Origin of the sequence: Mesorhizobium sp. C372A, assembly GCF_030323245.1 — a bacterium.
Taxonomy (GTDB): Bacteria; Pseudomonadota; Alphaproteobacteria; order Rhizobiales; family Rhizobiaceae; genus Mesorhizobium.
In genome coordinates, this window is record NZ_CP100475.1 from 1,412,970 (window position 1) to 1,436,385 (window position 23,416).

A 23,416-nucleotide genomic window follows, 5' to 3' on the forward strand; every position below is an offset into this window, starting at 1 on the left:
AGAACATGCAGTTACCCAATGACTATCTGGAACGGGTCTATGCCGGCGTGCTTGGCAAGCTGGTGGGGGTTTATCTCGGCCGGCCGTTCGAGGGCTGGACTTACCAGAAGATCATGAAAGAGCTCGGGCCGATCGACTATTACGTGCATGAGCGGCTGAACCAGCCGCTGGTGGTGACGGATGACGATGTCGCCGGCACCTTCACCTTCATCCGCGCGCTTGAGGATTACGGCATTTCGCCGGATTTGCCGGCCGAGGCCATCGGCAAGGCGTGGCTGAACTACATCGTCGAGGAACGCTCGATCCTGTGGTGGGGCGGCTCGGGCAATTCGACCGAGCATACCGCCTGGCTCAACCTCAAGAAGGGGATTCCTGCCCCACATTCCGGGTCGATCGCGACCAATGGTGCGACCGTGGCCGAGCAGATCGGCGCGCAGATCTTCATCGATGGCTGGGCGATGGTGGCGCCGGGGCAGCCGCTTCTGGCGGCAAAACTTGCCGAACAGGCCGGCAAGGTCTCGCATGACGGTGAATCCGTCTATGCGGCGATGCTGTGGGCAGCGATGGAGGCGGAAGCCTTCGTGTCCAGCGACATCGACCATCTCATCGACACCGGCCTGTCGGTGATCCCGCGCGACAGCCTGATCGCCAAGCTCATCGCCGATATCAGAGGCTGGGTGAAACAGCATCCCGACTGGCACGACACGCGTCAGAAGATCGAGGACAAATACGGCTACGACAAATATCCCGGCAATTGCCATGTCGTGCCTAACCACGCGCTGATGGTGATGGCTGTACTTTATGCGCCTGACGATTTCCAGAAGGCGCAGATGATCGTCAACACGTCCGGCTGGGACACCGACTGCAACGCCGGCAATGTCGGCTGCCTGCTCGCGCTGATGCTGGGCCTCGATGGCGTCGAGGCAGGTCCGGACTGGCGCGGGCCGATCGCCGACCGGCTGCTGATCTCGTCCGCCGATGGCGGCAATTCGATCAACGACGCGGTGCGGACGGCATACTACATCGCCAATCTCGGCATGACGCTTGCCGGCGGCAATCCGCTCGATGCGCCCAAGTGCGGCGCGCAGTTCCATTTCTCGCTGTCCGGCAGCCAGCAAGGGTTCCGCCCGGTTGAAGGCCATGGCGCAGCGATCGGCGTTCGCGTCGGCAATGTCGAATTCGAGAACGCGCGTGCACTGACCATAAACTATGAGGCGCTGGCGCCAGGGCTGAGCGCCGCGGTGACGACGCCGACCTTCTCGCCGCGCGAGGTGCTGTCGATGCGCACCTACGATCTGATGGCGACGCCGCTAGTCTATCCCGGGCAAGTGGTCAAGGCGCGCGTCGTCGCCGATCGCCACAACCAGGGCGCGGTGTCGGTGCGGCTGCGCATCCGTGCCTATGATGGCGAGGATCGTCTGCGCGATTTCGATGGCGATGCGGTCATCTTGAAGGCGGGCGAAGACCGCGTCCTGTCATGGGGCCTGCCGGATCTGGACGGCCAGCCGATCGCCGAGATCGGCATCGTACTCACCAGCGGGGGCAAGCGTGCGGATGGCCGTGTGCTGCTTGACTATCTCCGCTGGGACGGGGCGCCGGAACTCACCCTGCACCGTCCCGCCGGCGAATGCGATTTCTGGCGCATGGCCTGGGTGAATGGCGTCAGCTTCTTTTCCAAACGCTATCCTCCGAGCTTCCGCATTTCGCAAAGCCGCGACGAAGGCATCGTGATTCACGGGACGCGGCAATGGACCGACTATACAGTCTTCGGCGACATCGTCATTCACCTCGGCAATTATGGTGGCGTCTGCGCGCGCGTTCAGGGCCTGCGGCGTTACTACGCCGTGCGCGCCACTCGCGACGGAAAGCTGCAAATCGTGCGCACACGGGACGCCGACACCGCCGTTCTGGCGGAGACGGCATACGATCTCGTTTTCGAAAAGGCGATCCCGGTGACGCTGACCGTAAAGGGCAGCCACATCAAAGCGCTGTTCGATGGTGTGGCGATCGAGGCGGTCGACACCAGCGCCGAGGCATTGCCCGATGGCGGCATCGGACTGCTCATCGCCGAAGGTGCGCTCTCCACCGACGAACTACATGTGAGCGGCGCCTGAACGTGCTGCACCTACGATCATAGGGAAGATCTGAATGGCTTCAGTCGAAATCAACAACGTGCTGAAATCCTACGCCGGGCACGCCGTGCTGCACGGCGTCTCGGTCAAGATCCCGGACGGTCAGTTCGTCGTACTGGTCGGACCCTCGGGCTGCGGCAAGTCCACGCTGCTGCGCATGATCGCCGGACTGGAGGATATTTCGGGCGGCACGATCAGCATCGGCGACAAGGTCGTCAACGACCTGCCGCCAAAGAAGCGCGACATCTCCATGGTGTTCCAGAACTATGCGCTCTACCCGCATATGACGGTCGCCGAGAACATGGCGTTCTCGATGACGCTGGCCAAAGCGCCGAAGGCGGAAAAAAACGAGCGGGTGGCCAAGGCGGCGGAAATCCTTGGCCTGACCCAGCTGCTCGATCGCTATCCGCGCCAGCTGTCAGGCGGCCAGCGCCAGCGCGTCGCCATGGGCCGCTCCATCGTGCGCAACCCGCAGGTGTTCCTGTTCGACGAGCCGCTATCGAACCTGGATGCCAAATTGCGCGTGGCCATGCGCGCCGAGATCAAGGCGCTGCATCAACGCCTGCGCACCACCACGGTCTACGTCACGCACGACCAGGTCGAAGCTATGACCATGGCCGACCAGATCGTCGTGTTGAATGACGGGAGGGTGGAGCAGATCGGCAGCCCGCTCGAGCTTTACGATCATCCGGCCAATCTGTTCGTCGCGACCTTCATCGGCTCGCCGTCGATGAACATCATAGATGGCGTCGTGACGCGAAACAACGGCGCGCCGGCGGTGCGAACCAACGACGGCACGCTTTTGCCGGTCGCGCCGGGCTTCAGCGCGGCGGAGGGGAAGCAGGTGCGTTACGGCTTAAGGCCCGAACATCTCAGGATCCCTCTCTCGGGCAAGGGTATTGCCGCATCGATTGACGTGGTCGAGCCAACAGGCTCCGAAACACAGGTTCATTTGAGGATCGCCGGCACGCCGGCGGTCGCCGTGTTTCGTGAGAGAATCAGTGCCCGCCCCGGCGAGATTCTCTTTGTAGAGCCTGACATCGCCAAGGTGAGCCTGTTCGACGCCGAGACCAGTCAAGCTTTGCATCGACGATAACGGGGTCTCGCCTGGCCGGATGCATTGTCTCGAATCGAAAGAGCGTGTCGCGATTGATCGGCCTCACATCACGCAGTTTTGTAGACGTCTGCATTTCTGCTGGCTCGACATGTGCCAGATATACGGCGGGCCTCTCAGAGTGTCGAAAATTCTGGGCGTCTTCCTTCAAAGCCGCGCCTTGAGTTTCGAGTTAGCCATTTCGCCATGTGCCGCTTTGGCCAGTTGTGTGGCGCCGTCCTTCCTGTCGAAGCCTCATCGTCAAGCGACAGCTCGAGAGCGAGTTGCTCGATACCGAGCTGCGGGATCAGAGCGGTCAGCTTGATCAATGCGACGGACTCCTGACAGGTGGAACTCCAGGACGAAAGGCTGTCTATGTAAAGTGGCGTTTGTCCTGCAAGGCTGGGATCGGGCTGCGGCTCATTCGCAGCAAACCAATAAAGATGGACGCTCCGGCAGATTGACAGTAGGGTCGTGCTCGACTCCGGGTTTCGCGGGCCAATCTCTTTCTGTGACAAGGGCTCATTCTCCTAGCAATAAGAAGCTTGATGGCCGAGGATTCCGAGTACGCCTTGGAGGTGCTTCGCGAAGGGGCGGAGTTCACGCTCTACCGCGGCAAAGAGGTCGGCAACCAGACACCGATTCTAGCGGTGTCGGTCGCTGGTGAGCAGCCGTCACTTCAGAGTATTCGGCGGCTCGAACACGAATACGCGCTGGCGAGCGGACTTGATGCAGCATGGGCCGCCCGGCCCCTCGCCATTGCTCGCCACCAAGGACGAATGCTCCTCATCCTTGAGGATTCAGGCGGTGAACCCCTGGACCAAGCAATAGAGGAGCACAAAGGACTCCCCATCGATTTAACCCACTTGCTGCGTATTGCCATTGGTTTGGCAGTGGCGCTTGGTCAAGTCCACAAGCAAGGGCTCATCCATAAGGACATCAAGCCGGCGAACGCACTTGTAGACGACCGCGGTCGCGTTTGGCTTACAGGCTTTGGGGTTGCGTCTCGGCTTCCGCGGGAGCGTCAGCAGCCTGAAGCGCCCCAATTCATCGCCGGATCGCTTCCGTACATGGCTCCTGAACAGACGGGGCGTATGAACCGTTCTATCGATTCCCGGAGCGATCTCTATTCTCTCGGGGTCACGCTGTACGAAATCTTGACCAGCCGGCTCCCATTCACCGCTTCTGATCCGATGGAATGGGTGCACTGCCATATTGCGAGGCGTGCTGTCTCGCCCACTGAAAGTATAAGCGAAATTCCTCAGGTACTCTCGTCAATCGTGATGAAGCTTCTCCTGAAGACGGCCGAGGAACGCTATCAGACCGCGGGGGGGGTCGAGGCCGACCTGCGTCGGTGCCTAATGGAATGGCAGCTACATGGTCGCATCGAACCATTCCCACTAGCCGCCCACGACACATCGGGCCAGTTGATGATCCCGGAGCAGCTCTATGGGCGCGAAAGCGAGATCGAATCTCTGCTCGCGTCGTTCGATCGGGTAGTGGTCGAAGGCACCTCCGAACTCGTATTGATATCCGGCTATTCCGGTGTCGGCAAATCCTCAGTGGTGAACGAGTTACATAAGGTCATCGTCCCGTCGCGGGGACTTTTCGCTGCAGGCAAGTTCGACCAGTACAAGCGCGATAGCCCATACGCAACTCTGGCACAGGCCTTCCAGACCCTGGTCCGTCAGATTCTCGTTGAGAGCGAAGGGGAAGTGGATCGCTGGCGGCGTATCTTGTCAGAGGCGGTCGGTGTGGACGGACAGCTGATCGTCAACCTCGTTCCCGAACTGGAGTTCATCATCGGGAAACAACCGTCCGTTTCCGACCTGCCGTCCCAAGAGGCGCAAAACCGATTTAAGGCTGTGTTCCGTCGCTTCCTTGGCGCGTTTGCGACGCCGGAGCACCCGCTCGCGCTGTTCCTGGATGATCTGCAATGGCTGGACGCAGCCACACTCGACCTTATCGGGCACCTGATCACGCATTCGGAGGTGCGCAACCTTCTGCTGGTTGGCGCCTATCGAGACGACGAGGTCGTGCCCGCTCACCTGCTTTTGCATATGCTGGATACGATCAAAAAAACTGATGCGAGGGTGGGTGAGATAAAGCTGGGTCCCCTCGGGTCCGACGAGATCAGCCAGTTTACCGCGAGTGCAATCCGCTGTGATATCGAGCGTGCGCGGCCTTTGTCGGAGCTGGTTCAGGAGAAGACCGGGGGAAATCCATTCTTTGCAATCCAGTTTTTGACGGAATTGGCCGACGAGGGATTGCTCACATTTGATCCTGTTGCGCGAGCTTGGCATTGGGAAATCGATCTCATACACGCCAAGGGCTATACCGATAATGTGGTGGATCTCATGGTGGAGAAGCTGAAGCGACTTTCTCCCCTGACCCAAGACGTGTTGAAACAGCTCGCCTGTCTTGGCCACGCCACCGACGTCGCCATCCTGACTCTGGTTCAGAAAGAGACAGAGGAAGCAATGCACGAGACGCTCCGGGAAGCTGTTTATGCAGGTCTCATCGATCAGCAGGATGGCGCGTACAGGTTTCTGCATGATCGAATTCAACAGGCGGTTTATTCGCTTATCCCCGACGGACATCGAGTTGACGCCCACCTGCTCGTCGGCCGCACGCTTCTGGCGAACATGACGGATGACCAGCTCGCCGAGCACCTATTCGATGTCGCCGGCCAGCTCAATCGGGGCGCTGGACAACTGATTAAACCGCAGGAGAAATCCCAGTTAGCGACGCTCAACCTGCGCGCAGGGAGAAAGGCCAAAGCGTCCGCTGCCTATGTGTCCGCATCCGTGTATCTAGCGGCCGGCATGACCATGCTCGACAAAACAAGCTGGAACAAACAATACGAACTGACATTCGGCCTCTGGTTAGAACGTGCGGAATGCGAATTCTTGAGCGGCAACTTCGAAGAAGCTGAGCAATTGATAATTGATTTGCTGCAACGCGCGGCGTCGAAAGTCGACCTGGCGACCACCTATCGTCTGAAAGTCCTGCTCCACACTCTGAAATCGGAAAATGCCCAAGCCGTCGACAGCGCACTCTCGTGCCTGCGCCTGTTCGGCATTGACATCTCGGCGCACCCGACTGAGGCGCAAGTCCAGGCGGAATACGAAACGGTCTGGCAAACTCTTGGCGGACAGCCGATCGAAAACTTGATTGATCTGCCAATGATGACGGATCCAGAAATGCTGGCCGCGATGGATGTGCTGTCAGTGCTCCTCTCCCCTGCTAACCATACCGACTTCCATTTGTGGTCGTTGCTCGCGTGCCGGATAGCGAAGATGACAATGCAGCACGGAACCTGCGGCGCATCGGCCCATGGCTATGCCGATCTCGGCCAAATCCTGGGACCAGTATTTGGCCGTTACGGCGACGGTTATCGATTCGCTGAGCTCGCCTGCGAGCTTGTCAATAAGCAAGGTTTCGTCGCCTACCGGGGGAAGGCCTACCATGCGAAAGGCGTTGTCGCCGTCTGGACACAACCGATCGCAACCTCGATAAATTTTCTTGAGACGGCCTTTCGTATAGCAAACGACACCGGTGATCTGACTGTCGCCTGCTACTGCATGGACAAGTCGATAACGAATTTTCTGACGCGGAACGACCCGCTTGACGCAGTGTGGCGGGAGTCGGAAAGGGCCCTGGATTTTGTCCGGAAAGCTCGGTTCCATGACGTCGCTACCGTGATCGAGGCCCAGCAACGCTTCGTAGCGACCATGCAGGGCCGGTCCTTAACTTTCTCTACCTTCAGCGATGCGCAATTTGACGAAGCGGATTTCGAGGCGCAGATCATGGCTGACGGGACGGCCACGGCGACCTGCCTGTACTGGATCTTGAAGTTACAAGCCCGGTTCTTGTCGGGCGACTACGTCGAGGCGCTCGCATCGGCCGAGACAGCGAAAGAATTGCTTTGGGCTGCACCGGTTCATTTCCAGAAGCTCGACTATGTTTACTATACCGCGCTGACCGTGACTGCTCTCTATGAGAGCGCTTCGGTCGGCGAGAAGGGAGCTTGGCATGATCTCCTGGCGCTGCACCTGGAGCAACTCAGAGAGTGGGCTGCAAATTACCCACCGACCTTCGGCGACAAGCACGCACTTGTTTCCGCGGAGCTCGCCCGTATCGAAGGACGGGATGCTGAAGCCATGCGGCTCTACGAGGAGGCAATTTCCTCTGCTCGCGATCAAGGGTTCGTGCAGAACGAAGGCCTTGCCTATGAGTTGGCCGCGAGGTTTTACAATGCGCGCGGCTCAAAGATTTCCGCCATTGCCCATTTAGGTCATGCTCGGCGATGTTATGTCCGCTGGGGCGCCGACGGCAAGGCGCGGCAGCTAGACCGGCTTTATCCGCACCTGACCGCTCCGGAAGTGCAAGGTCGTGACGCGGGCATTGGCTCCCGGGTTCAACATCTCGACGCAGAGAGTGTCATAGCAGCCTCTCAGGCTTTGTCTGGAGAGATCGAGCTGCCCAAGTTAATCAAGCGGCTGATGAGGACCTTGATCGAGAACGCGGGCGCGGATCGCGGCCTTTTGATCCTGCCGTCAGGGGGTGAATATCTGATCCATGCGGAAGCGCGGGCGGCCGGAAATCAGATCGAAGTCACATTAAATCAAGAGCCGATCACGTCAATCACGTGTCCAGAATCCCTTGTGCGCTACGTCATCCGCACACGGGAAAGCGTCATTCTCGATGATGCCTCCAAACCTAACCTGTTCTCCGTGGACGGGTATCTGCACCATCAACTATCAAAGTCAATCCTGTGCGTACCGCTGATCAAACAGGGAGAGTTGACAGGAATTGTCCTCCTGGAAAACGCGCTGACCTCACACGCGTTCACGCCGGGACGAATCGGGGTCCTGGAACTGCTTGCGGCGCAAGCAGCGATCTCGCTTGAAAACACACGCTTGTATAGCGATCTCCAAGAGCGGGAGGCAAAGGTTCGGCGTCTTGTCGACTCCAATATCATCGGAATATGTATTTTCGATCTCGACGGTCGCATCATGGAAGCCAACGAGGCCTTTCTCCAAATCGTGGGATATAGCCGCGGCGATGTTGCTTCGGGCTCGTTGCGTTGGACCTCCTTGACACCCGCCGAATGGAGCTGGGCGGACGAACGAGCATTCGCGGACATGGCTTCTACTGGAACCTGCAGACCGTACGAGAAGGATCTTCTTCGGAAAGACGACAATCTCGTGCCCGTGCTTGTGGGTGGGGCGACCTTCGACGAACTCGGACATCAGGGCGTCGCATTCGTTGTAGATCTGACGGAGCGAAAACGCGCCGAGGCCGAGCTGGTGCACGCGAACCGCGTAGCGACAATGGGCCAACTCGCAGCCTCCATTGTTCACGAAGTCAATCAACCTATAGCTGCCACGCTGACGAATGCTGGAACCGCGATGCGCTTTCTCGCTCGTCAACCGCCAGATTTGGATGGGGCCAAGCACGCCATCGATCGCATTATGAGAGACGGTAAGAGGACCGCTGATATTGTAAGCCGTATTCGTGACTTCTCCAAAAATGCCCCTGCCCGGAAGGAAAAATTGGAAATCAACGAAACAATTTTGGAAATTTCGGCACTAGCCCGTATCCCAATGTCAGAGAGAGGCGTCGTGGCGAAGATGCAACTGGCAGAGGGGTTGCCGCGCATTTTGGGGGACAGAGTCCAATTACAACAGGTGATCCTGAATTTGATCATGAACGCCATCGAAGCCATGAGCGAGGTTGGGCAGGTACTGCGCGAATTGTCGATCAGCACCAGCAAGGTTGACTCAGACGGCGTCCTTGTCGCGGTCAGCGATACGGGTCCGGGTCTATCTCAGGCCAATCCTGAGAGTATTTTCGAGGCGTTTTACACGACCAAGTCCAGTGGGTTGGGGATGGGATTGCCGATCTGCCGCACGATCGTGGAAGCGCATGGCGGCAGGCTATGGGCAACTCCGAACAAACCTCATGGCGCCGTGTTTAACGTTATGCTGCCAATTGAAAAATCGCCGTAGCGCATTTGTTGCCGTCATATCGAACGCTCGGCAGGAGTCTATGGGCCAAACTGCTAGAAGAAGCAAAATCCGCCAGGTTGTTGGTGACATCATTACGAAATGCGTCCTTTCCCCGCACGCACGACGCATCTAGCATCGTGAGTGCGTCCTCATGGAAGATCGGGAATCGTATTTTTGGTTACTGCCTGGCATGACTTCTCTCCTCAACAGGCACGACAAAATGGAAGATTACTCCTCGAGTTTGGACCATAGTTGCCCATAGTTTTCCACCATGCGCCTCAATAATTGAGCGGCAAATCGAGAGCCCCATGCCGAGCCCGTCAGCCTTGGTCGTATAGAACGCTCCAAAAATGCGTTCGAGGTTTGCGGGATCGATGCCTGGTCCCGAGTCTTGCACCGATACATGGACTTCACCGGAGCCCGTGACCGCAGAGCTCACTCGGATTTCTCCTGCAGTGTCGCCGGTCCCCTTGATGGCATCAAGAGCGTTCATAATGAGGTTGAGAACGACCTGCTGCAGCTGGACTCGATCGCCCAAGATCAGCGGCAGCCTCTCGTTGAGCCGCATTTCGATTGAAACGCCACTTTTGATGGCTTCGCCATGTGTAAGGCTGATGGTCTCAAGGATGACTTCGTTTATATCCAAAATCGATTTTAGCGAGGGTGCCTTTTTAACAAGTGTACGGATCCGACTGAACACCTGCCCAGCGCGGGTGCCATCGCGGACAACTCGTGCGATCGCTTTTTGAGCTTCAGGAACGTTTGGCGCTTCGCCCAGCCATAGTAACGCCGTCTCCGCGCTGACAACCACACCTGAGATAGGTTGGCTCAGTTCGTGGGCGATCGAGGCCGCCAGATGTCCCATTGTGGTTACACGGTTTACGTGTGCGAGCGCCAGCTTGGTTTCGTGATATCGACGTTCACTTTCGCGCGCTTTTTCCTCGGCTAGTTGCCGATCCGTCAGATCGACGACGAATGCAACGCCCTCGGTTGACCGCATGTCGAAGAGTGCCGCACCGATCAAGACAGGAACGCGGGTGCCATCTTTTTTGACGTAGGCTCCCTCGAATGACGTCGCGGCGCCAGTAGCGCGCATTTCGTCCATAATGCGATCATCTTGCGGATCCCATTCATCGGGCATCAGGCTCTTCCAGCGCAGTGAGCCAGACTCGAGATCCTCACGTCGATATCCGATGATCCGCAAGAACGCATCATTCGCATCGGTGATTCTACCATTAAGATCCCAAGTGAATATCCCGATGATGTTGGCGTTGAACAGCCGCTGAACACGCGCCTCGCGTTCTTGCAGATCGCTGTAGAGACGCGTGTTCTCCAAAGAAATCGCCGCCTGGGTTCCCAAGAGTTCCAGGAGTGTTATGCGATCGGACGTGAAGGCGTGCGATGCCAAGGTGTTCTCAAGGTAAAGCATTCCGCCCAGAACCCCCTGACGAACCAGCGGAAGGCAGAGAACCGATCGCGGGTTGCGAAAAGTCATATATGGGTCGACTGAAAAGAGATGCTGCTTGGTTGCGTCATCGAGAATTACCGCTTCTTGCGTCCTCATGACGTAGCGAAGGATGGTTTCGGGAGCCACCAGTTCTGTGGAGTGGCCATATTGCAGGACGATGCCGTCGCCGACTATTCGAGCTTCAGCTTCGACCACGTAATCGTCCTGACGCGGTAGGATAAGCAGTCCTCGGTCAGCGCCCGCACTCTGCAAGGCGATCGTCATCAACTGCTCGACGAGTCGTGGCAACAGAATTTCGCTTGATAGAGCCTGAGAAGCCTTCAGAACGGCGGCGAGATCGAGGTGTTTGGCAGGCGTCGCCCCGTCGCTGCTTCCGACGTATCGGTTGACGATATTTAATCTGAGATGGTCAGCCTCTAACTGTCTTACCTTGCCCAGTGCGCCCCATCTCAAATAGCCGTCGCGGGCTTTTGAAAGATACATTTCTGCGATGTCTTCAAACCCCCTGGCGGAGTAAAACCGCGCGGCTGTCTCATAGGCGATCGCTTCATTGTGGAAAAACCCATTGACACGGGCGGAGCGAATTGCCTGTTCATACAGCTGCTCCGCCTCTAGATAGCGGCCTTCGAGCCGCGCTAACTCTGCACCAACCAGCGCAGCTCTGTTTTCAAAATTCTCTGGACAATTCTCAGCCCACAGCTCGAGCTGTCTGTGATGCGCCACGAGTGTCCGACAGTGGTCCTCGAGCGCACCTGGCCTCTTGGAGGAGTGCGATGTTGGATCGGCGGATTTCGCCAGGACTGGATTGCAGAAAGCAGCAAGAGAAAGCGCCGCGTAGAAATGATATTCCGCTGTCTCAAACATCGCAGCGGATGTCCAAAGCAACTCACGGGCTCTTGCCGCGCAGGCTAATGCAGTAGAATATTCCCCGGCAAAGAAGCGGACCTGAAGCTTCCTAATCCAATACCAACATTCGGGTTGTTTAGTTGCAGAGTTGGCCGCGTAGCGCCGTTCGAGCTCAAACTCGCTCACCTGCCCATCATCGAAACTGCCAAATTTGTAAGTCAGTCCCCGCAAACATCGTATAACACCCATTTGCGCCTTCATGAGATCGATTATGTGGTCGTATTTCGCTCGCACGGCGAGCTCCAAACCTCGCTCCGCCTGACGCTGTGTCTCTTCAAGCGGATCACCCGCCGCTAAGAAATTCGTGTTAAGGTTATCGAAACTATACACGGTGAACGTGAGGTCGCCAGCCTCCTTCGCCGTTTCAAATGCCCGCCAAATAAGCGCTCGACTAACGCTGACATGTCGGGTCCACGTTAATGAAAACTGCGCAAACCAGAGATAGGCACGGGCGCGAAATCGTTCCAGGCCCGGCCTGTCCACCAATTCATAACCGAGATGACCGAACGCGAACCCAGCTTTGTAATCGCCGAACTGGGGCCCGGCTATTTTGCCGAAAAAGACGTAGGCAACACAGGAGCCGTCGCCGTGCCCTTCGTCCAGGCTCAGATTAATTGCGCGGCAGATGGCAAGCGAAAGCAGATTTGCATCGGTGAAAAGCGCCGACGGAAAGATCCTCGTGAGCACGTCTAGTGTGCCGAGGGAAACAGCGTCTTTCATCAACGGCAAATCGACCAGTTCTTGAACCGTCCGATCGCCGATCCGCTTCCAAATCTTGCCGTATTCGCGCTTCACCTGAGTTCGCGTCGGATGCGGTGACCAGTTCACTCCCAAGTGACCCAGATACTCGATGCAGATGTCAACGGCTTTGTCGCATTGATCGAGGGTCGTATACAAATCAATGCGCAGGCAAGCGACAGTCGCTCTCTCAAGCGTACTTCCTGCTCGGACAGAGAGCGTAGTGAGGCGTTCTTCGGCAGCCCATTTCTGACCGATAAGAAAATCGCATTCAGCCTGATAGAACTCAAGGGCAAACGCGAGTTCATGGCGATCTACCCAAGCTTGGGCTGCCAAAAGTGATGCGCCGGTAGCGAAATAATTGAGTGCTGGAAGAAAGGCGGCCGACGCCCTAGCTCGCCTGCCTGCAATCAGGTTGAACTCGGCGAGTTGTTCCTGCTCTTCCTTCAAGAAGATAAGTGCAGTGCCGCGGTTGAGCTGATTGACGATATCGAAAATCAACTCATCTCGCATTGAAGAGGGCGTGTTCAAGACCAGCACTCTACCGATGTGGAGATGCATCTCGATCCGTTTGTCGTGCGGGATCAGCGAATAGGCAGCTTCGTGTATTCGGTCATGAATAAATCTGTAGCTATCGTCACTCTTCTCGATGAAATTCCGCCGAACGGCATCCCAAAGCGCTGCATGGACGTGATCCTCCGACCTCGAGAGGACCGTCGCAAGCATCGCGGTGGAAGCGGCGGTCCCAAGACAAGCCAATTGGAGCAGTGCAGATTGCGTAACTGTTGACAGCTGGGCAAGCTTGCCCACCATCAGTTCAACCACATTTTCGGTGTATAATTTGCTTCGAATGCCTTCAGGATCCCAAGTCCAACCTCCTATTGTCCGATCGAATTCAACTACGCCTTCATCGACAAGGGCAGACAGGAACTGCATTACAAAAAAAGGATTACCAGCGGTCTTTTCAAAAAGAATTCTAGCTAGAGCGACAGCGCGAGCCCGAACGCAATGAAACGCGTCCATCACCAGCTCTTCAAGATGTTTTCGGCTGAGAGGCGTCAGCTTAGTCTTTTCGACTTTCAGGCCCGTGCTTTGAATGGCCTCCAACTTGCGGGGGAGCGGGTGATCCAAATCGACTTCGTTGTCCCGGTAAGCGCCGATCACCAGCAGGTAGCGAAGCTCAGAACGGGTCATCAGATCTTCGAGGAGGTCGAGCGATGCCGCATCGACCCAATGCAAATCATCTAGGAACAGTACCAGCGGATGCTCTTCCGTTGCGAACACGCCGACAAAGCCTCGGAAGGCTATTTGGAAAGCCTGCTGCGCCTGCTGCAGCGGAAGATCCGGAGCAGGCGGTTGCTCCCCGATAACCAGCTTCAGTTCGGGCATGAGTTCGACTAGATGCTGTCCTTGTGACCCTACGGCCTCGCGCAATGCCCTGCGCCAGCCTGCCAGTTCCGAGTCGCCCTTGCCTAAGAAGCTGCGGATCAATCTCTGAAATGCCTGAGCGACCGTTGCGTACGGAATATCGCGCTTTTCCTGTTCGAACTTGCCGGAAGCAAAGAGGCCGCGAGACGATAATATGGCCTTATTCATCTCGTTCACGACGGAGGATTTTCCGATCCCGGAATACCCAGAGATAATCACCAGTTCCGTTGCCCCAGTCGTCGCGACGCGACCATAGGCATTTAGCAGGGACGCAATTTGGATATCTCTTCCGTAGAGCTTCTCTGGCATCATTAGTCGATCAGGCGTGTCACGGGCGCCTATGGTAAATGGGACGATCTTCCCTGCCGCTTGCCACTGCGACAGGCAACGTTGGAGATCATGCTCGACGCCAGTGGCGGTCTGGTAGCGTTCGTCGGCTGTCTTCGCGAGCAGTTTTGTGACTATATCGGAGATCGGGCCTGGTATATTCGCCACTCTTTCACACAGCGGCGACGGAGTCCTGGCAATGTGGCAATGAATCAGTTCGAGGGGGTCGGACGTGGTGAATGGCAACACGCCCGCCAACATTTCGTAGAACACCACTCCGAGCGAGTAGAGATCGCTACGCGAGTCGATCGAGCGGTTCATTCGTCCGGTTTGCTCAGGTGCCATGTACGCAAGCGTTCCTGCGATGAACTCTGGTGGGCTAAGTGCCTGACGCTCACGCGGCAGTCGAGAGGCATGGCCAAACCCCGTCAGACACACTCGCTCAGATATCTGGTTCACCAGAATATGTATCGGCTTCAGATCCTTATGGACCAAGCCTCGTTGATGTGCATGGCTTAGGGCCGCTGCAGTGCTTATACCCAGTCGAAGGAACTGAGGTATCGACATCGGTTTACCGATATGGCGGTCAAGTGTTTCGCCACCGGGATCTTCCAATATCAGTATCGTTCTATCGCGGTCTGGAACGAGCTCTATGGGACGGGCAGACCAAGCACTGTCGAGATGGTCCTTGAGTTCGAACTCATGCGCGATCTGAGCGATGCTCGTCGGACGTGGGTGCACTGTGGTCAACCTGAGCGCAAGCACATTGCGCGGCGGCTGATCACCATAAGCCATTAGCTCTCGATGGAGCGCGCGCTCGCCGTCCTTCCACAGAACTTCAGGACCACTTTCGCGCGCAAAAAGCGAGATCTGCGGCTCCATCCATCACGCTCCACGGTTTTTCCAATTGGATATTGCGGAGGAGCGTTTCACAAAGAAACCGTGCTGACTAGGCTCCACTCGCCACCGGGCGACTGTTCGGCGATTGGCAGGCGAGCCTAGTTTGTCCAAATGCGGTAAAATGAAAAAAGGACACCAATCCCCGTGGCCGCTTCTTCGTACACGGCAAGGGAACTTCAGCGAGTTCTGGCGAACAATATGCCAACGTCATTGCGCGAGCGGTTGATCCTCACCTGGCTCCCTTCTCCGTCGCTAGACAGTGCCCTCTGATTTGCAAAAAAATGGGGTTTGGTACATTTACTACGAATGCCGAAAATACGCGGCTCGCCGCGATGAGCGGGTCGGCGCGCCAGAAGAGCGTAAGGGATGCACCAGAGGGAAAGATCATGTTCAACAAGGTTGCAATGATAGCCATCGCACTTGCGTGCGTCTCCAGCGTCGAAGGCGTCGCCATCGCCAAGCCAAACTTCATCATGGTGACCCATTCCCCGGCGTCCGATACGTATTGGTCTGGCGTTATCAAAGGCCTAGAGCAGGCAGGCAACGACCTTGGCGTGAATGTGCAGTATCGCGGCATCGAAAACAATCTAAACGACCCGAACCAGCAGCGCCGGAATCTTGAAGCCGCCATAGCCGCAAAACCTGACGGTATTATCGTGTCCGATCCAACGCCCGCTTCATTAAACGAGAGTATCAAGAAAGCGTCGGAAGCCGGCATTCCAGTAATTATCGTTAATCAGGGAGGCGACCAGGTGGCCGATGTCGGCGCGCTTGCGTTCGTTGGCGATGACCCGGGTAAACAGGGCGCGGTGGGCGCAGCGCAGTTCAATGCTCTCGGCTCGAAACACGCGCTGATTATCACCGCCCCTATTGGCGCATTGCCCTTCCTTGATGCGCGTACCAACGGGTTCAAGGCGGCATTTGCTGGAACTTCAGCTTTGGCCGAGATCCCGCTCACCGATTTCAACAATTCAAACCGGATCAAGACGATTACCGAATCGCAACTGCAAAAAGACCCCTCGATAGACGCCGTATTCTCTATCGGTGGATGTTGCATCGCGGCAATGACCCAGGTCCGCACCGACATAGGTGAGCGCGGCAAGGCGATGCATTGGGGCACGATCGATCTAACAGCAGGCGCCGTTTCGTCCCTCAAGGCGCACCAACTAGATTTCGCCCTTGATGCGCAACAGTACGCTCAAGGCTACTATCCGGTGATAATGCTGGCGCTGTATATTCGCCAAGCCATTCAACCAGCCGAGCCAGTGCTCGTGACCGGGCCTGTCGTTATCACTCCGAACAACGTCAACAGACTTGAGGCTTCCGCTCGCTAGGAGTAACCAGAATCCAGGGCTGGAGGCGCTGCATGTCGTTTGATACTAAGGCGCCACCATGGGAATTCTGAGCGCCAAGCGCATTGCTTCAGTGTTGGCCCGTCCAGAATTGACCGCCGTCGCCGGGACGGTAATCGTTTTTGTCTTCTTTGCCGTTTTCACAGGCGAGGCAGGGTTTCTGACCCTGCCGATGACACGCAATTATCTGGAGGTCGCGGCGGAAATCGGCATTATTGCCGCACCGGTCACGCTCCTGATGGTAGCGGGCGAGTTCGACCTCTCTGTTGGATCTATGGTGGCGGCAGCCGAGTCGATTTTAGGCTACCTTTTAGTTGAATGTGGGTGGCCACTTTCAGCAGCTTTGGCCGTCACCATCTCGGCGGCAGCAGTTGTCGGAATAATCAACGGCCTCCTTGTCGTGACAACCAGGTTGCCCTCTTTCATAATAACGTTGGCGATGCTGTTCATTCTGCGCGGTGCTGCACAAGGCGGCTTACGGATGTTGATTGGCTCAAGCACGGTGGATGGCGTTCGAGACGTGACGGCCGGGGACGCGTCGGCGGCATTGTTTGCATCCTCGATCGGTCCGTTTTCCATTTCGCTGTGCTGGTGGATTCTCATAACAATCTTAGCGGCGTGGGTCCTGGAAAAGACCGCTTTCGGCAATTGGATCTATGCCACCGGCGGAGATTCGCGGACCGCTGTGCGACTGGGTATCCCCGTCAAAAAGGTCAAAATCCTACTCTATGTGACGGTGGCGGTTTCAGCATCGTTAGTTGCCGCACTGGATATCTTTGCCATAAACCAAAGCAATGCCAACGCAGCGGTCGGGCGCGAATTCGAGGTGGTCACGGCTGCGGTCATCGGCGGTGCGCTCCTGACCGGCGGCTACGGGTCGCCAATCGGATCTCTTTTCGGAGCCCTGCTCTTTGGCATGGTCGACCAAGGCTTCTTCTTCACGCCGCTTCCCGATGTCTGGTTCATGACATTTCTTGGTCTCATGCTTCTGATAGCGGTGCTTATCAATAACTACACTCGATTAAAGGCGATGAAACCGGAGGGTGCGGCTCATAAAAGATGACCCTTACCTTGAGGCCGTCTGCGTCTCGAAATCGTACCAGAATGTTGCAGCGTTGGTTGACGTGAGCCTCTCCGTCCGGCCGGGTGAAGTGGTTTGCCTGCTAGGTGACAACGGAGCCGGCAAGTCTACGCTGATTGAAATCCTATGTGGCGTGGCAAAGCCCGACAACGGGACTGTACGCGTATCAGGGGTTGGAGTGCGTCTGGGGTCGCCGAGCGACGCTCTAGACATGGGCATTGCAACAGTCTTCCAAGACCTTGCCCTGGTGTCGATCATGTCCGTGTATCGCAATTTCTTTCTCGGGCGAGAGCCACGGATTGGCTGGGGACCGTTCCAGCGATTTGATTCCCGCAGCGCTATCGCGATGACCGAGGAAGCGCTGCGTGGTCTAGGCGTCAGCTCGGCCGCCGTGCGTAGGTCAATCAACACCCTCTCGGGCGGTCAACGTCAGTGCGTCGCGATCGCTCGAGCCGTACATTTTGGCGCTCGCATTCTCATTCTCGATGAACCGACGTCGGCTCTTGGAGTGAATCAGGCCGAGATCGTCCTAGGCTACATACAGAAGGCGAAGGAGGCGGGAATCGGCGTGATCTTGGTTACGCATAACGCTCAGCACGCGTACTCGATCGGAGATACGTTCGTAGTGCTGTTTCTCGGGCGCCAACTCGGAACGTTCAAGAGGTCTGAACTTACGGAAAACCAGCTGATGAGGCTGATGGCGGGCAAAATTGATGAAGCAAACGGCACATTGGAGCGGAACGCTGGTTGAAGACCCAGCGATCGCAGTCATCAGGCTACCTTCCAAAGCCATTTTTGGCGACGAAGCCTTCTAAGCACAAGATAGCATTCCTCACTGTGGCTGAGACCCCAAGCTATGGCATCATTCCTTGGGAGCTAGAGAAGCCGAACGGACACACATTACCAATTCTTCGATGCTGAAGGGCTTACAAAGGTAACCAATGATACCCTCGGCCGAAGCGCGCACATCCACCTCGTCATTGGGGTATGCCGAAATCAGAATCGTCGGAATACTATGACCTAGATCCCGTAATCGACGGTGCAGCTCGAAGCCATTCATATCCGGCATTTGCACGTCGGACACGATGCAAGCGCTATCCAGGACCTCAGGGGAGGCTAGAAACTCGGGGCCAGATGCGAATGTCGCGACCCGGAAACCCATCCAAAGAATTAGGCCCGCAACGGACTCGCGGATCGACTCGTCATCATCAATGATCGAGATTAGGACATTTTGGCCAGTGGCCCGACCTGTGTCCGTCTCATGCGGTGTGTACATCTACCACCGCCGAAGACAGTTACGCTCTGCTGACATTCCCGCCACCAGACTGACGCTCGGGGCCGCGCTCACCATGTCGGCAACCGAACGAACTTCCATTCTTGCATCACTCTCCCATGAGGTGCTTTGCATCTCAATCCGCCTATGCCGCGTCTCGCACCGGTTCGCCTTGAGTGACCGAAACCATGACCTCTCGCAGGCGGCTGGTTAGCAATCCCGTAGTGCTCCGTCTGCCGCCCTGTCGTCCCAAACTTTCTACTAACCGGTTAAAGTACGTGGACCACGGCGGATCCTGTCTCATTGCCTCAGCGGCCATCGGAAAAGTCGCCGCTGGCGCAATGGATATGGTTAGCATGTCGAGCCGATCAATCGCAATCTGCTGCTGAGCGTAGATACGGTTCAGGTTTGTGATCAAGAGCGGCTTCGAAGGCAGTGGCACACAACCAAATTACGCCAGCTTATAGGATGGGAAGGTGGCGCTATGGCAGGCCGTGATCATGGCTTGACCCTTCCTATGCAGCGCCACGAGAAACTCCAGGATGGACCGTGCGGCGTTCACCTCACGTCCGATGGACCATCTTTCGAGCGGAACCTAACGGCTTGGAGTTGACGTGCTCCGCAGGAAGCCGAAGCTGAGACTGGAGAAAGTGGTTTCGAAGTCCGTTTCGGCCCAACTCGGCTGAGACCGCGTCCAAATCACATTCAGCAGCCATGAACCGTCAATCGGCAATGTGAAGGTCGCTCTGCCCGCCTGATCGGTAAGGCGAGATTCCAAGGGCGCGGCATCGTCCTCCAAATGGGTCAACTTGACCAACGCTCCGGCCAACGGCCGGCCCAAATATAAAACCCGCACGGGAAACGCCGCGGATCGTGGGAGTGCATAAGGGCTACGGTCCGGTACGATCTCCAGTGGTAAACCCAGGGGGCGAGTTATCTGCCCCGGAGGACCTGTGCCAACGGGGCCGACCTGCATTATCGATTTCGCACATCGGCTGTAATTTTCTGATCCATCGCGGTCCATGCGACCAAGACGGGTCCGCAAATCGAGCGCCGGGGTCAGTCCTTCGGCCTCGAGATAGTCGTTGAATCGGATTGACGGCAAATGTGTTTGAGCGAGGCTGTCCGTCTGAAGAACAATCACGTTCAACCCGGGTTTCTGAAGGGTGAAACTGCCATCTTCCGCACTGCCTCCCAAATTTAGCCCTGCCTTCAAATCTGTTCTCGCACCGTCGGGTCCCACCGCTTCGAAACGGACTATGCGGCGCAGCGGGATTGGCGATCGCTGGCGAGATAGCCCATGCCCTACCTGAAGAGTCATCCCAACGACGACGGCGGGTGAAATCCAGTATGAACTTGGCGCAATCCAGAAATCATGGGCGCCTGCGGGAAACGCACCGCAAGCAAACAGAACAGAAAGTGCGAGCCATCCGCGCGAGCGCAAAATCCGACTAAATTGGCCTCGCCCATCTCTTGTCATGACAGTTCCTATTCGAGGTGGTCAGGAAGATATCCGGGGGTGACATGAAGGAAGGGCAGTGTTCCGGCAAGCACAGCGATCGCGATGAGCCAACTCGATGCCACCTTGATAGCGATCGATGCATTTAACGCGATCAACCCGGCTGCTGGGACGATCACTGTAACCGCAAGCAGCGCCCAGAAGGCGTCGGAGGGCACGCCGGAGAACGCTACCACCATGTGAGCCCAAACGCCTGCATTGACTGCAAGTGCAACGCTGCCTGATAGGCCGAGCCCGCGAGGCAGGTGAACAGCCGCGGCGGTGATAGCGGTGCTTATCCAGCATCCGAGAAATGCCATCTCGAGCCAGTCAGGCGGCAAATTCACCCGCAAAAGTGAGGCAAGTATGCCGACGAGTGCGACCAAGCTCCACAATCGCGCGCGAAGCGGAGCAAAAGCGAGCGCGAGACCTAGTGCCGCAAACAACAGCGCCGGTGGAAGTACCCCTCCCCTCACGGCCGTGTCGCCGCATATAGGAACCAGAGTCCGCTTGCTGTGATGAAGCCACCGGTCAGGCGGGTCGCCACTGCGCCCCAACGATAGCCGTTGAGGGCGCCAATCCCGATGCCGAATACGTGTAACAAGCCGGTGGAGAGCACGAACCCTGTGCTATATGCCACGGGGTCGGCCGCCGAGGGCAGTTCCTGCCCATGGGCATAGCCGTGGAAGATTGCGAAAACACCGACGATAAGGGCGGCACACCAGATTGGAGCCGCCGCAGCGAAGGCGATGCAGCCGCCCAGCACCAGAACTGAAAGCGCTATGCCAACCTCGACGGCCGGCAGGCGCAAGCCGACCATTCCCAGCAGAGCGCCGCCTGCCATGACCGTCGGAAAAATTACCGGAAGCAAATAGATGAGCGGGCGCCCCAAATAGGCTCCCCATAGACCCACCGAAACCATGGCCAACATGTGATCTGCGCCGCTGAGCGGATGCAAGAACCCTGACGCGAACCCGCCAGGAAGACCGGTTCCCATGTGGGCCTGCGCCGAACTCGATGCGAAGATCAGCATGATTCCAACCAAGATCTTCATGGTTGATCTGCGACACGGAGCACCGCGGCGCATTTTAATGATCCACCCCTTTCGGATCGGGCGGCGCAAGGAACGGAAAGTCTGTTGCAGAAGGTCGATGCTCATCGCCAACCAGACCGTCCCAAGCGATTTCGTTTGTGGTTCCTTGGACTAACAGAGATCGCCACATATTCGGTGTGTCGTAAACTGGGCTGCGGCCCCCGCAATCGGCGCGGTAGGCAGTCCGGCCGGCCAATGCTGCCAGTTCGACCGCCAGGAACTGCTTGCACTCACGGACAGCGCTGTTGACCCAGAGCCGGTCGTCAGCGAACATTTTAGCAAGCGCACGATAGCGTGCCGGAGAGGCAGGCGTCTTTTCCGCAAGCAGCTGATTGCCGCATTCTCCGTCAAGACTGTCCTGGAATGCCAACGAACCTTCGATCCGCGTCTCAAAGGTACCACCTCCTTTCACGCCGACCTCGTTGAACTTCTCACGTTCATCACCGCTCGCATCGTCAGTCGAAAACGGAGAAACGCCCAGCAAAGTATTTCCAACAAACGGCCGGCCCATCCGATCGAGTAGTCGCTTCGAGGTGGCGGCGGAACCCCAGACCGCCAATATCGACCCCCCTGCCGAGATGGCGTCCAGGTCCACGGAGACAACGATCGCGGACGCCGTCCAATTGCCAAGGAGATTGGTTGCAGGACCGCCATCCGTGTGCCGCCATTGATCGGCAACCGCCTTCGTGGCTTTAGCGTCTAGTTGAGGACATCCGGCAGCATCGGGGGGGGCGCTTCCACCTTTTATGGCAGCAAACCCCACGCCGTAGGCGCTAATTGAACCTTTGACATTGTTATAAAAGGGATCGTCGCGCAGTCCCGCGAACAGCTGGAACCTGCCATTGCGGCTCCGTAGACCACCTATGTTGCTGGCATCCCCGTCCACCCGATCCGAGTTGCCAAGCTTGCAACTCGCTAATTTAGGCGTTGGGAAACGGCAGGTGATGGTCGTGGAAGCAGTCGTATGACCAAAGGTCTTCCCGCTATCGATATGCAGCACATATTGCAAACGGTCGGAAAGGCTGTGTCCGACCACTGTCATGACGAGATTCAACCGGCGACCATCAGGCGCCGTCCATGCGTACACGTCAGCAATATCCGCTTGGGGATTCGCGGTCATGGCGGGGGAATCGAAGTGATCAGAGCTCCACGCGGGCTCGATACCGCCGATACACAACGCTAGCATCGCCGCGGCAACAACCGCTCTCTGGGTCACATCCAATCGTTCATGCGGCATCGCGCGTACTCCCGTTTCCCGGCGTTTCAAAAAAAAGCTCCGTTCCGCTACAGAATTGAGCCGAGATGAGGACACATCTATTGAACGAACGTATCGGCAATACCATTGAGCAATGGGTGGCTCGACGTAGACACAGGATGTCAATGGGCGGACATCCGCGCGATTGGATTACGACCTCAATGATTTGTCTTTGACGAACTTGTCACGCTCAGGCGGCCGAGCGCATTGCCCGATCAGCCGGCAAGACGGGTGTCTCAACCGAATGCCAGCAGCAAGCCAAGATGTGGCGTTAGAGAAAATCTGGAACACCGACCGCAGCAAAAGCAGCCAAAACGATACTGCCCTTTGTGCTCGCGGTGAATGCGCGCCGCAGGCCCAGCACGTGGCCGATCAACAATTCCTGTCGCCACCGAAAGAAGCAGGAGCAAGGCAGGTGACACTGAACGTGCAACTGGCGACCGGGCTTAGCCTTCGCCGCAATTCGGTTTCAACGCTTTGCCTACGTGTCAGCCGCTTACGCATCGCTGCCGTTCAACGCTTGAAGTGATTATAGGGGTCAGCGATCTGCCGGCGGTGGGACAGCCATGCCGCCGTCTTTTATTGCACCGATACCAATGACGGATACTCTCCGGTCGCGTTGCCCGCTACACCGGTTTCGGCGAGCGTAGGGATATTTTTGAATGGCCATGGTTCCCGAAACCATATTGGATGCGCACCGCGACGGGGGTAGCGTGCTGAGAGCCTGCAAATTGCTGAGAGATGACGGTCATGGCAGGCTGATAATGCTCAATGTCTCCGAATTTCGCGAAGGAACACCACTATGTGTGAACGTGTGGCTGGTCGGCGCAAAGAATAGTAACCCAGCCTCAGAAGTGA

General features: G+C 57.1%; 13 protein-coding genes. 7 read left to right on the plus strand and 6 right to left on the minus strand.

The genetic code is table 11. The features are described from left to right. Window positions 1–5: 5 nt before the first annotated feature. From NLY42_RS06570 to NLY42_RS06580, 3 genes are all read left to right on the plus strand, one after another. Entirely contained in the window at window positions 6–2,114 is a 2,109-nt protein-coding gene (locus tag NLY42_RS06570; RefSeq protein WP_023755411.1) for an ADP-ribosylglycohydrolase family protein, read from the plus strand. A gap of 34 nt (window positions 2,115–2,148) precedes the next feature. Then, window positions 2,149–3,228, plus strand: a complete 1,080-nt coding sequence (locus NLY42_RS06575) for an ABC transporter ATP-binding protein (protein ID WP_023734891.1) — start codon at window positions 2,149–2,151, stop codon at window positions 3,226–3,228. 545 nt (window positions 3,229–3,773) lie between these two features. Next, window positions 3,774–9,239 (plus strand): ATP-binding sensor histidine kinase, encoded by a 5,466-nt coding sequence (locus NLY42_RS06580; RefSeq protein WP_023755410.1) that lies wholly within the window; start codon window positions 3,774–3,776, stop codon window positions 9,237–9,239. 178 nt (window positions 9,240–9,417) lie between these two features. Here NLY42_RS06580 and NLY42_RS06585 read toward each other — a convergent pair whose 3' ends face one another. Beyond that, window positions 9,418–14,988, minus strand: coding sequence for a trifunctional serine/threonine-protein kinase/ATP-binding protein/sensor histidine kinase (locus NLY42_RS06585; protein WP_023755409.1), 5,571 nt, complete (start codon window positions 14,986–14,988; stop codon window positions 9,418–9,420). 404 nt (window positions 14,989–15,392) lie between these two features. On the opposite strand from NLY42_RS06585, the gene NLY42_RS06590 reads away from it, so the two are divergent. Genes NLY42_RS06590 through NLY42_RS06600 form a run of 3 tightly spaced genes read left to right on the plus strand, consistent with a single transcriptional unit; the run spans window position 15,393 to window position 18,190 of the window. Next, window positions 15,393–16,340, plus strand: a complete 948-nt coding sequence (locus NLY42_RS06590) for a sugar ABC transporter substrate-binding protein (protein WP_198022213.1) — start codon at window positions 15,393–15,395, stop codon at window positions 16,338–16,340. A gap of 58 nt (window positions 16,341–16,398) precedes the next feature. Next, window positions 16,399–17,421, plus strand: a complete 1,023-nt coding sequence (locus NLY42_RS06595) for an ABC transporter permease (RefSeq protein WP_031244728.1) — start codon at window positions 16,399–16,401, stop codon at window positions 17,419–17,421. Further along, entirely contained in the window at window positions 17,411–18,190 is a 780-nt protein-coding gene (locus tag NLY42_RS06600) for an ATP-binding cassette domain-containing protein (RefSeq protein WP_050591140.1), read from the plus strand. Before NLY42_RS06595 ends, NLY42_RS06600 begins: the two co-directional genes overlap by 11 nt. A gap of 111 nt (window positions 18,191–18,301) precedes the next feature. Here the strand turns inward: NLY42_RS06600 and NLY42_RS06605 are convergent, their stop codons facing one another. The 5 genes from NLY42_RS06605 to NLY42_RS06620 form a co-directional block, all read right to left on the minus strand. Then, a complete protein-coding gene (locus tag NLY42_RS06605) occupies window positions 18,302–18,715 on the minus strand; it encodes a response regulator transcription factor (protein WP_050591135.1) in 414 nt (137 codons plus the stop codon). Window positions 18,716–19,307: 592 nt separating this feature from the next. After that, window positions 19,308–20,192, minus strand: a complete 885-nt coding sequence (locus NLY42_RS31780; RefSeq protein WP_023755403.1) for a DUF4198 domain-containing protein — start codon at window positions 20,190–20,192, stop codon at window positions 19,308–19,310. A gap of 8 nt (window positions 20,193–20,200) precedes the next feature. Next, window positions 20,201–20,596, minus strand: coding sequence for a hypothetical protein (locus tag NLY42_RS06610; protein ID WP_156933821.1), 396 nt, complete (start codon window positions 20,594–20,596; stop codon window positions 20,201–20,203). 86 nt (window positions 20,597–20,682) lie between these two features. Next, window positions 20,683–21,264, minus strand: a complete 582-nt coding sequence (locus NLY42_RS06615; protein WP_023755401.1) for a HupE/UreJ family protein — start codon at window positions 21,262–21,264, stop codon at window positions 20,683–20,685. Window positions 21,265–21,298: 34 nt separating this feature from the next. Beyond that, window positions 21,299–22,540 (minus strand): hypothetical protein, encoded by a 1,242-nt coding sequence (locus NLY42_RS06620; RefSeq protein WP_023755400.1) that lies wholly within the window; start codon window positions 22,538–22,540, stop codon window positions 21,299–21,301. 163 nt (window positions 22,541–22,703) lie between these two features. Between NLY42_RS06620 and NLY42_RS06625 the strand changes: the two genes are divergently transcribed. After that, window positions 22,704–23,087, plus strand: coding sequence for a hypothetical protein (locus tag NLY42_RS06625; protein ID WP_156933822.1), 384 nt, complete (start codon window positions 22,704–22,706; stop codon window positions 23,085–23,087). Window positions 23,088–23,416: the final 329 nt, after the last annotated feature.

Bases quoted from the DNA above. Each gene is read 5' to 3' on its own strand.
- NLY42_RS06620 (WP_023755400.1), bottom strand. From the start codon at position 22,540: ATGCCGCATGAACGATTGGATGTGACCCAGAGAGCGGTTGTTGCCGCG.
- NLY42_RS06590 (WP_198022213.1), top strand. From the start codon at position 15,393: ATGTTCAACAAGGTTGCAATGATAGCCATCGCACTTGCGTGCGTCTCC.
- NLY42_RS06615 (WP_023755401.1), bottom strand. From the start codon at position 21,264: ATGAAGATCTTGGTTGGAATCATGCTGATCTTCGCATCGAGTTCGGCG.
- NLY42_RS06595 (WP_031244728.1), top strand. From the start codon at position 16,399: ATGGGAATTCTGAGCGCCAAGCGCATTGCTTCAGTGTTGGCCCGTCCA.
- NLY42_RS31780 (WP_023755403.1), bottom strand. From the start codon at position 20,192: ATGACAAGAGATGGGCGAGGCCAATTTAGTCGGATTTTGCGCTCGCGC.
- NLY42_RS06585 (WP_023755409.1), bottom strand. From the start codon at position 14,988: ATGGAGCCGCAGATCTCGCTTTTTGCGCGCGAAAGTGGTCCTGAAGTT.
- NLY42_RS06580 (WP_023755410.1), top strand. From the start codon at position 3,774: ATGGCCGAGGATTCCGAGTACGCCTTGGAGGTGCTTCGCGAAGGGGCG.
- NLY42_RS06575 (WP_023734891.1), top strand. From the start codon at position 2,149: ATGGCTTCAGTCGAAATCAACAACGTGCTGAAATCCTACGCCGGGCAC.
- NLY42_RS06570 (WP_023755411.1), top strand. From the start codon at position 6: ATGCAGTTACCCAATGACTATCTGGAACGGGTCTATGCCGGCGTGCTT.
- NLY42_RS06605 (WP_050591135.1), bottom strand. From the start codon at position 18,715: ATGTACACACCGCATGAGACGGACACAGGTCGGGCCACTGGCCAAAAT.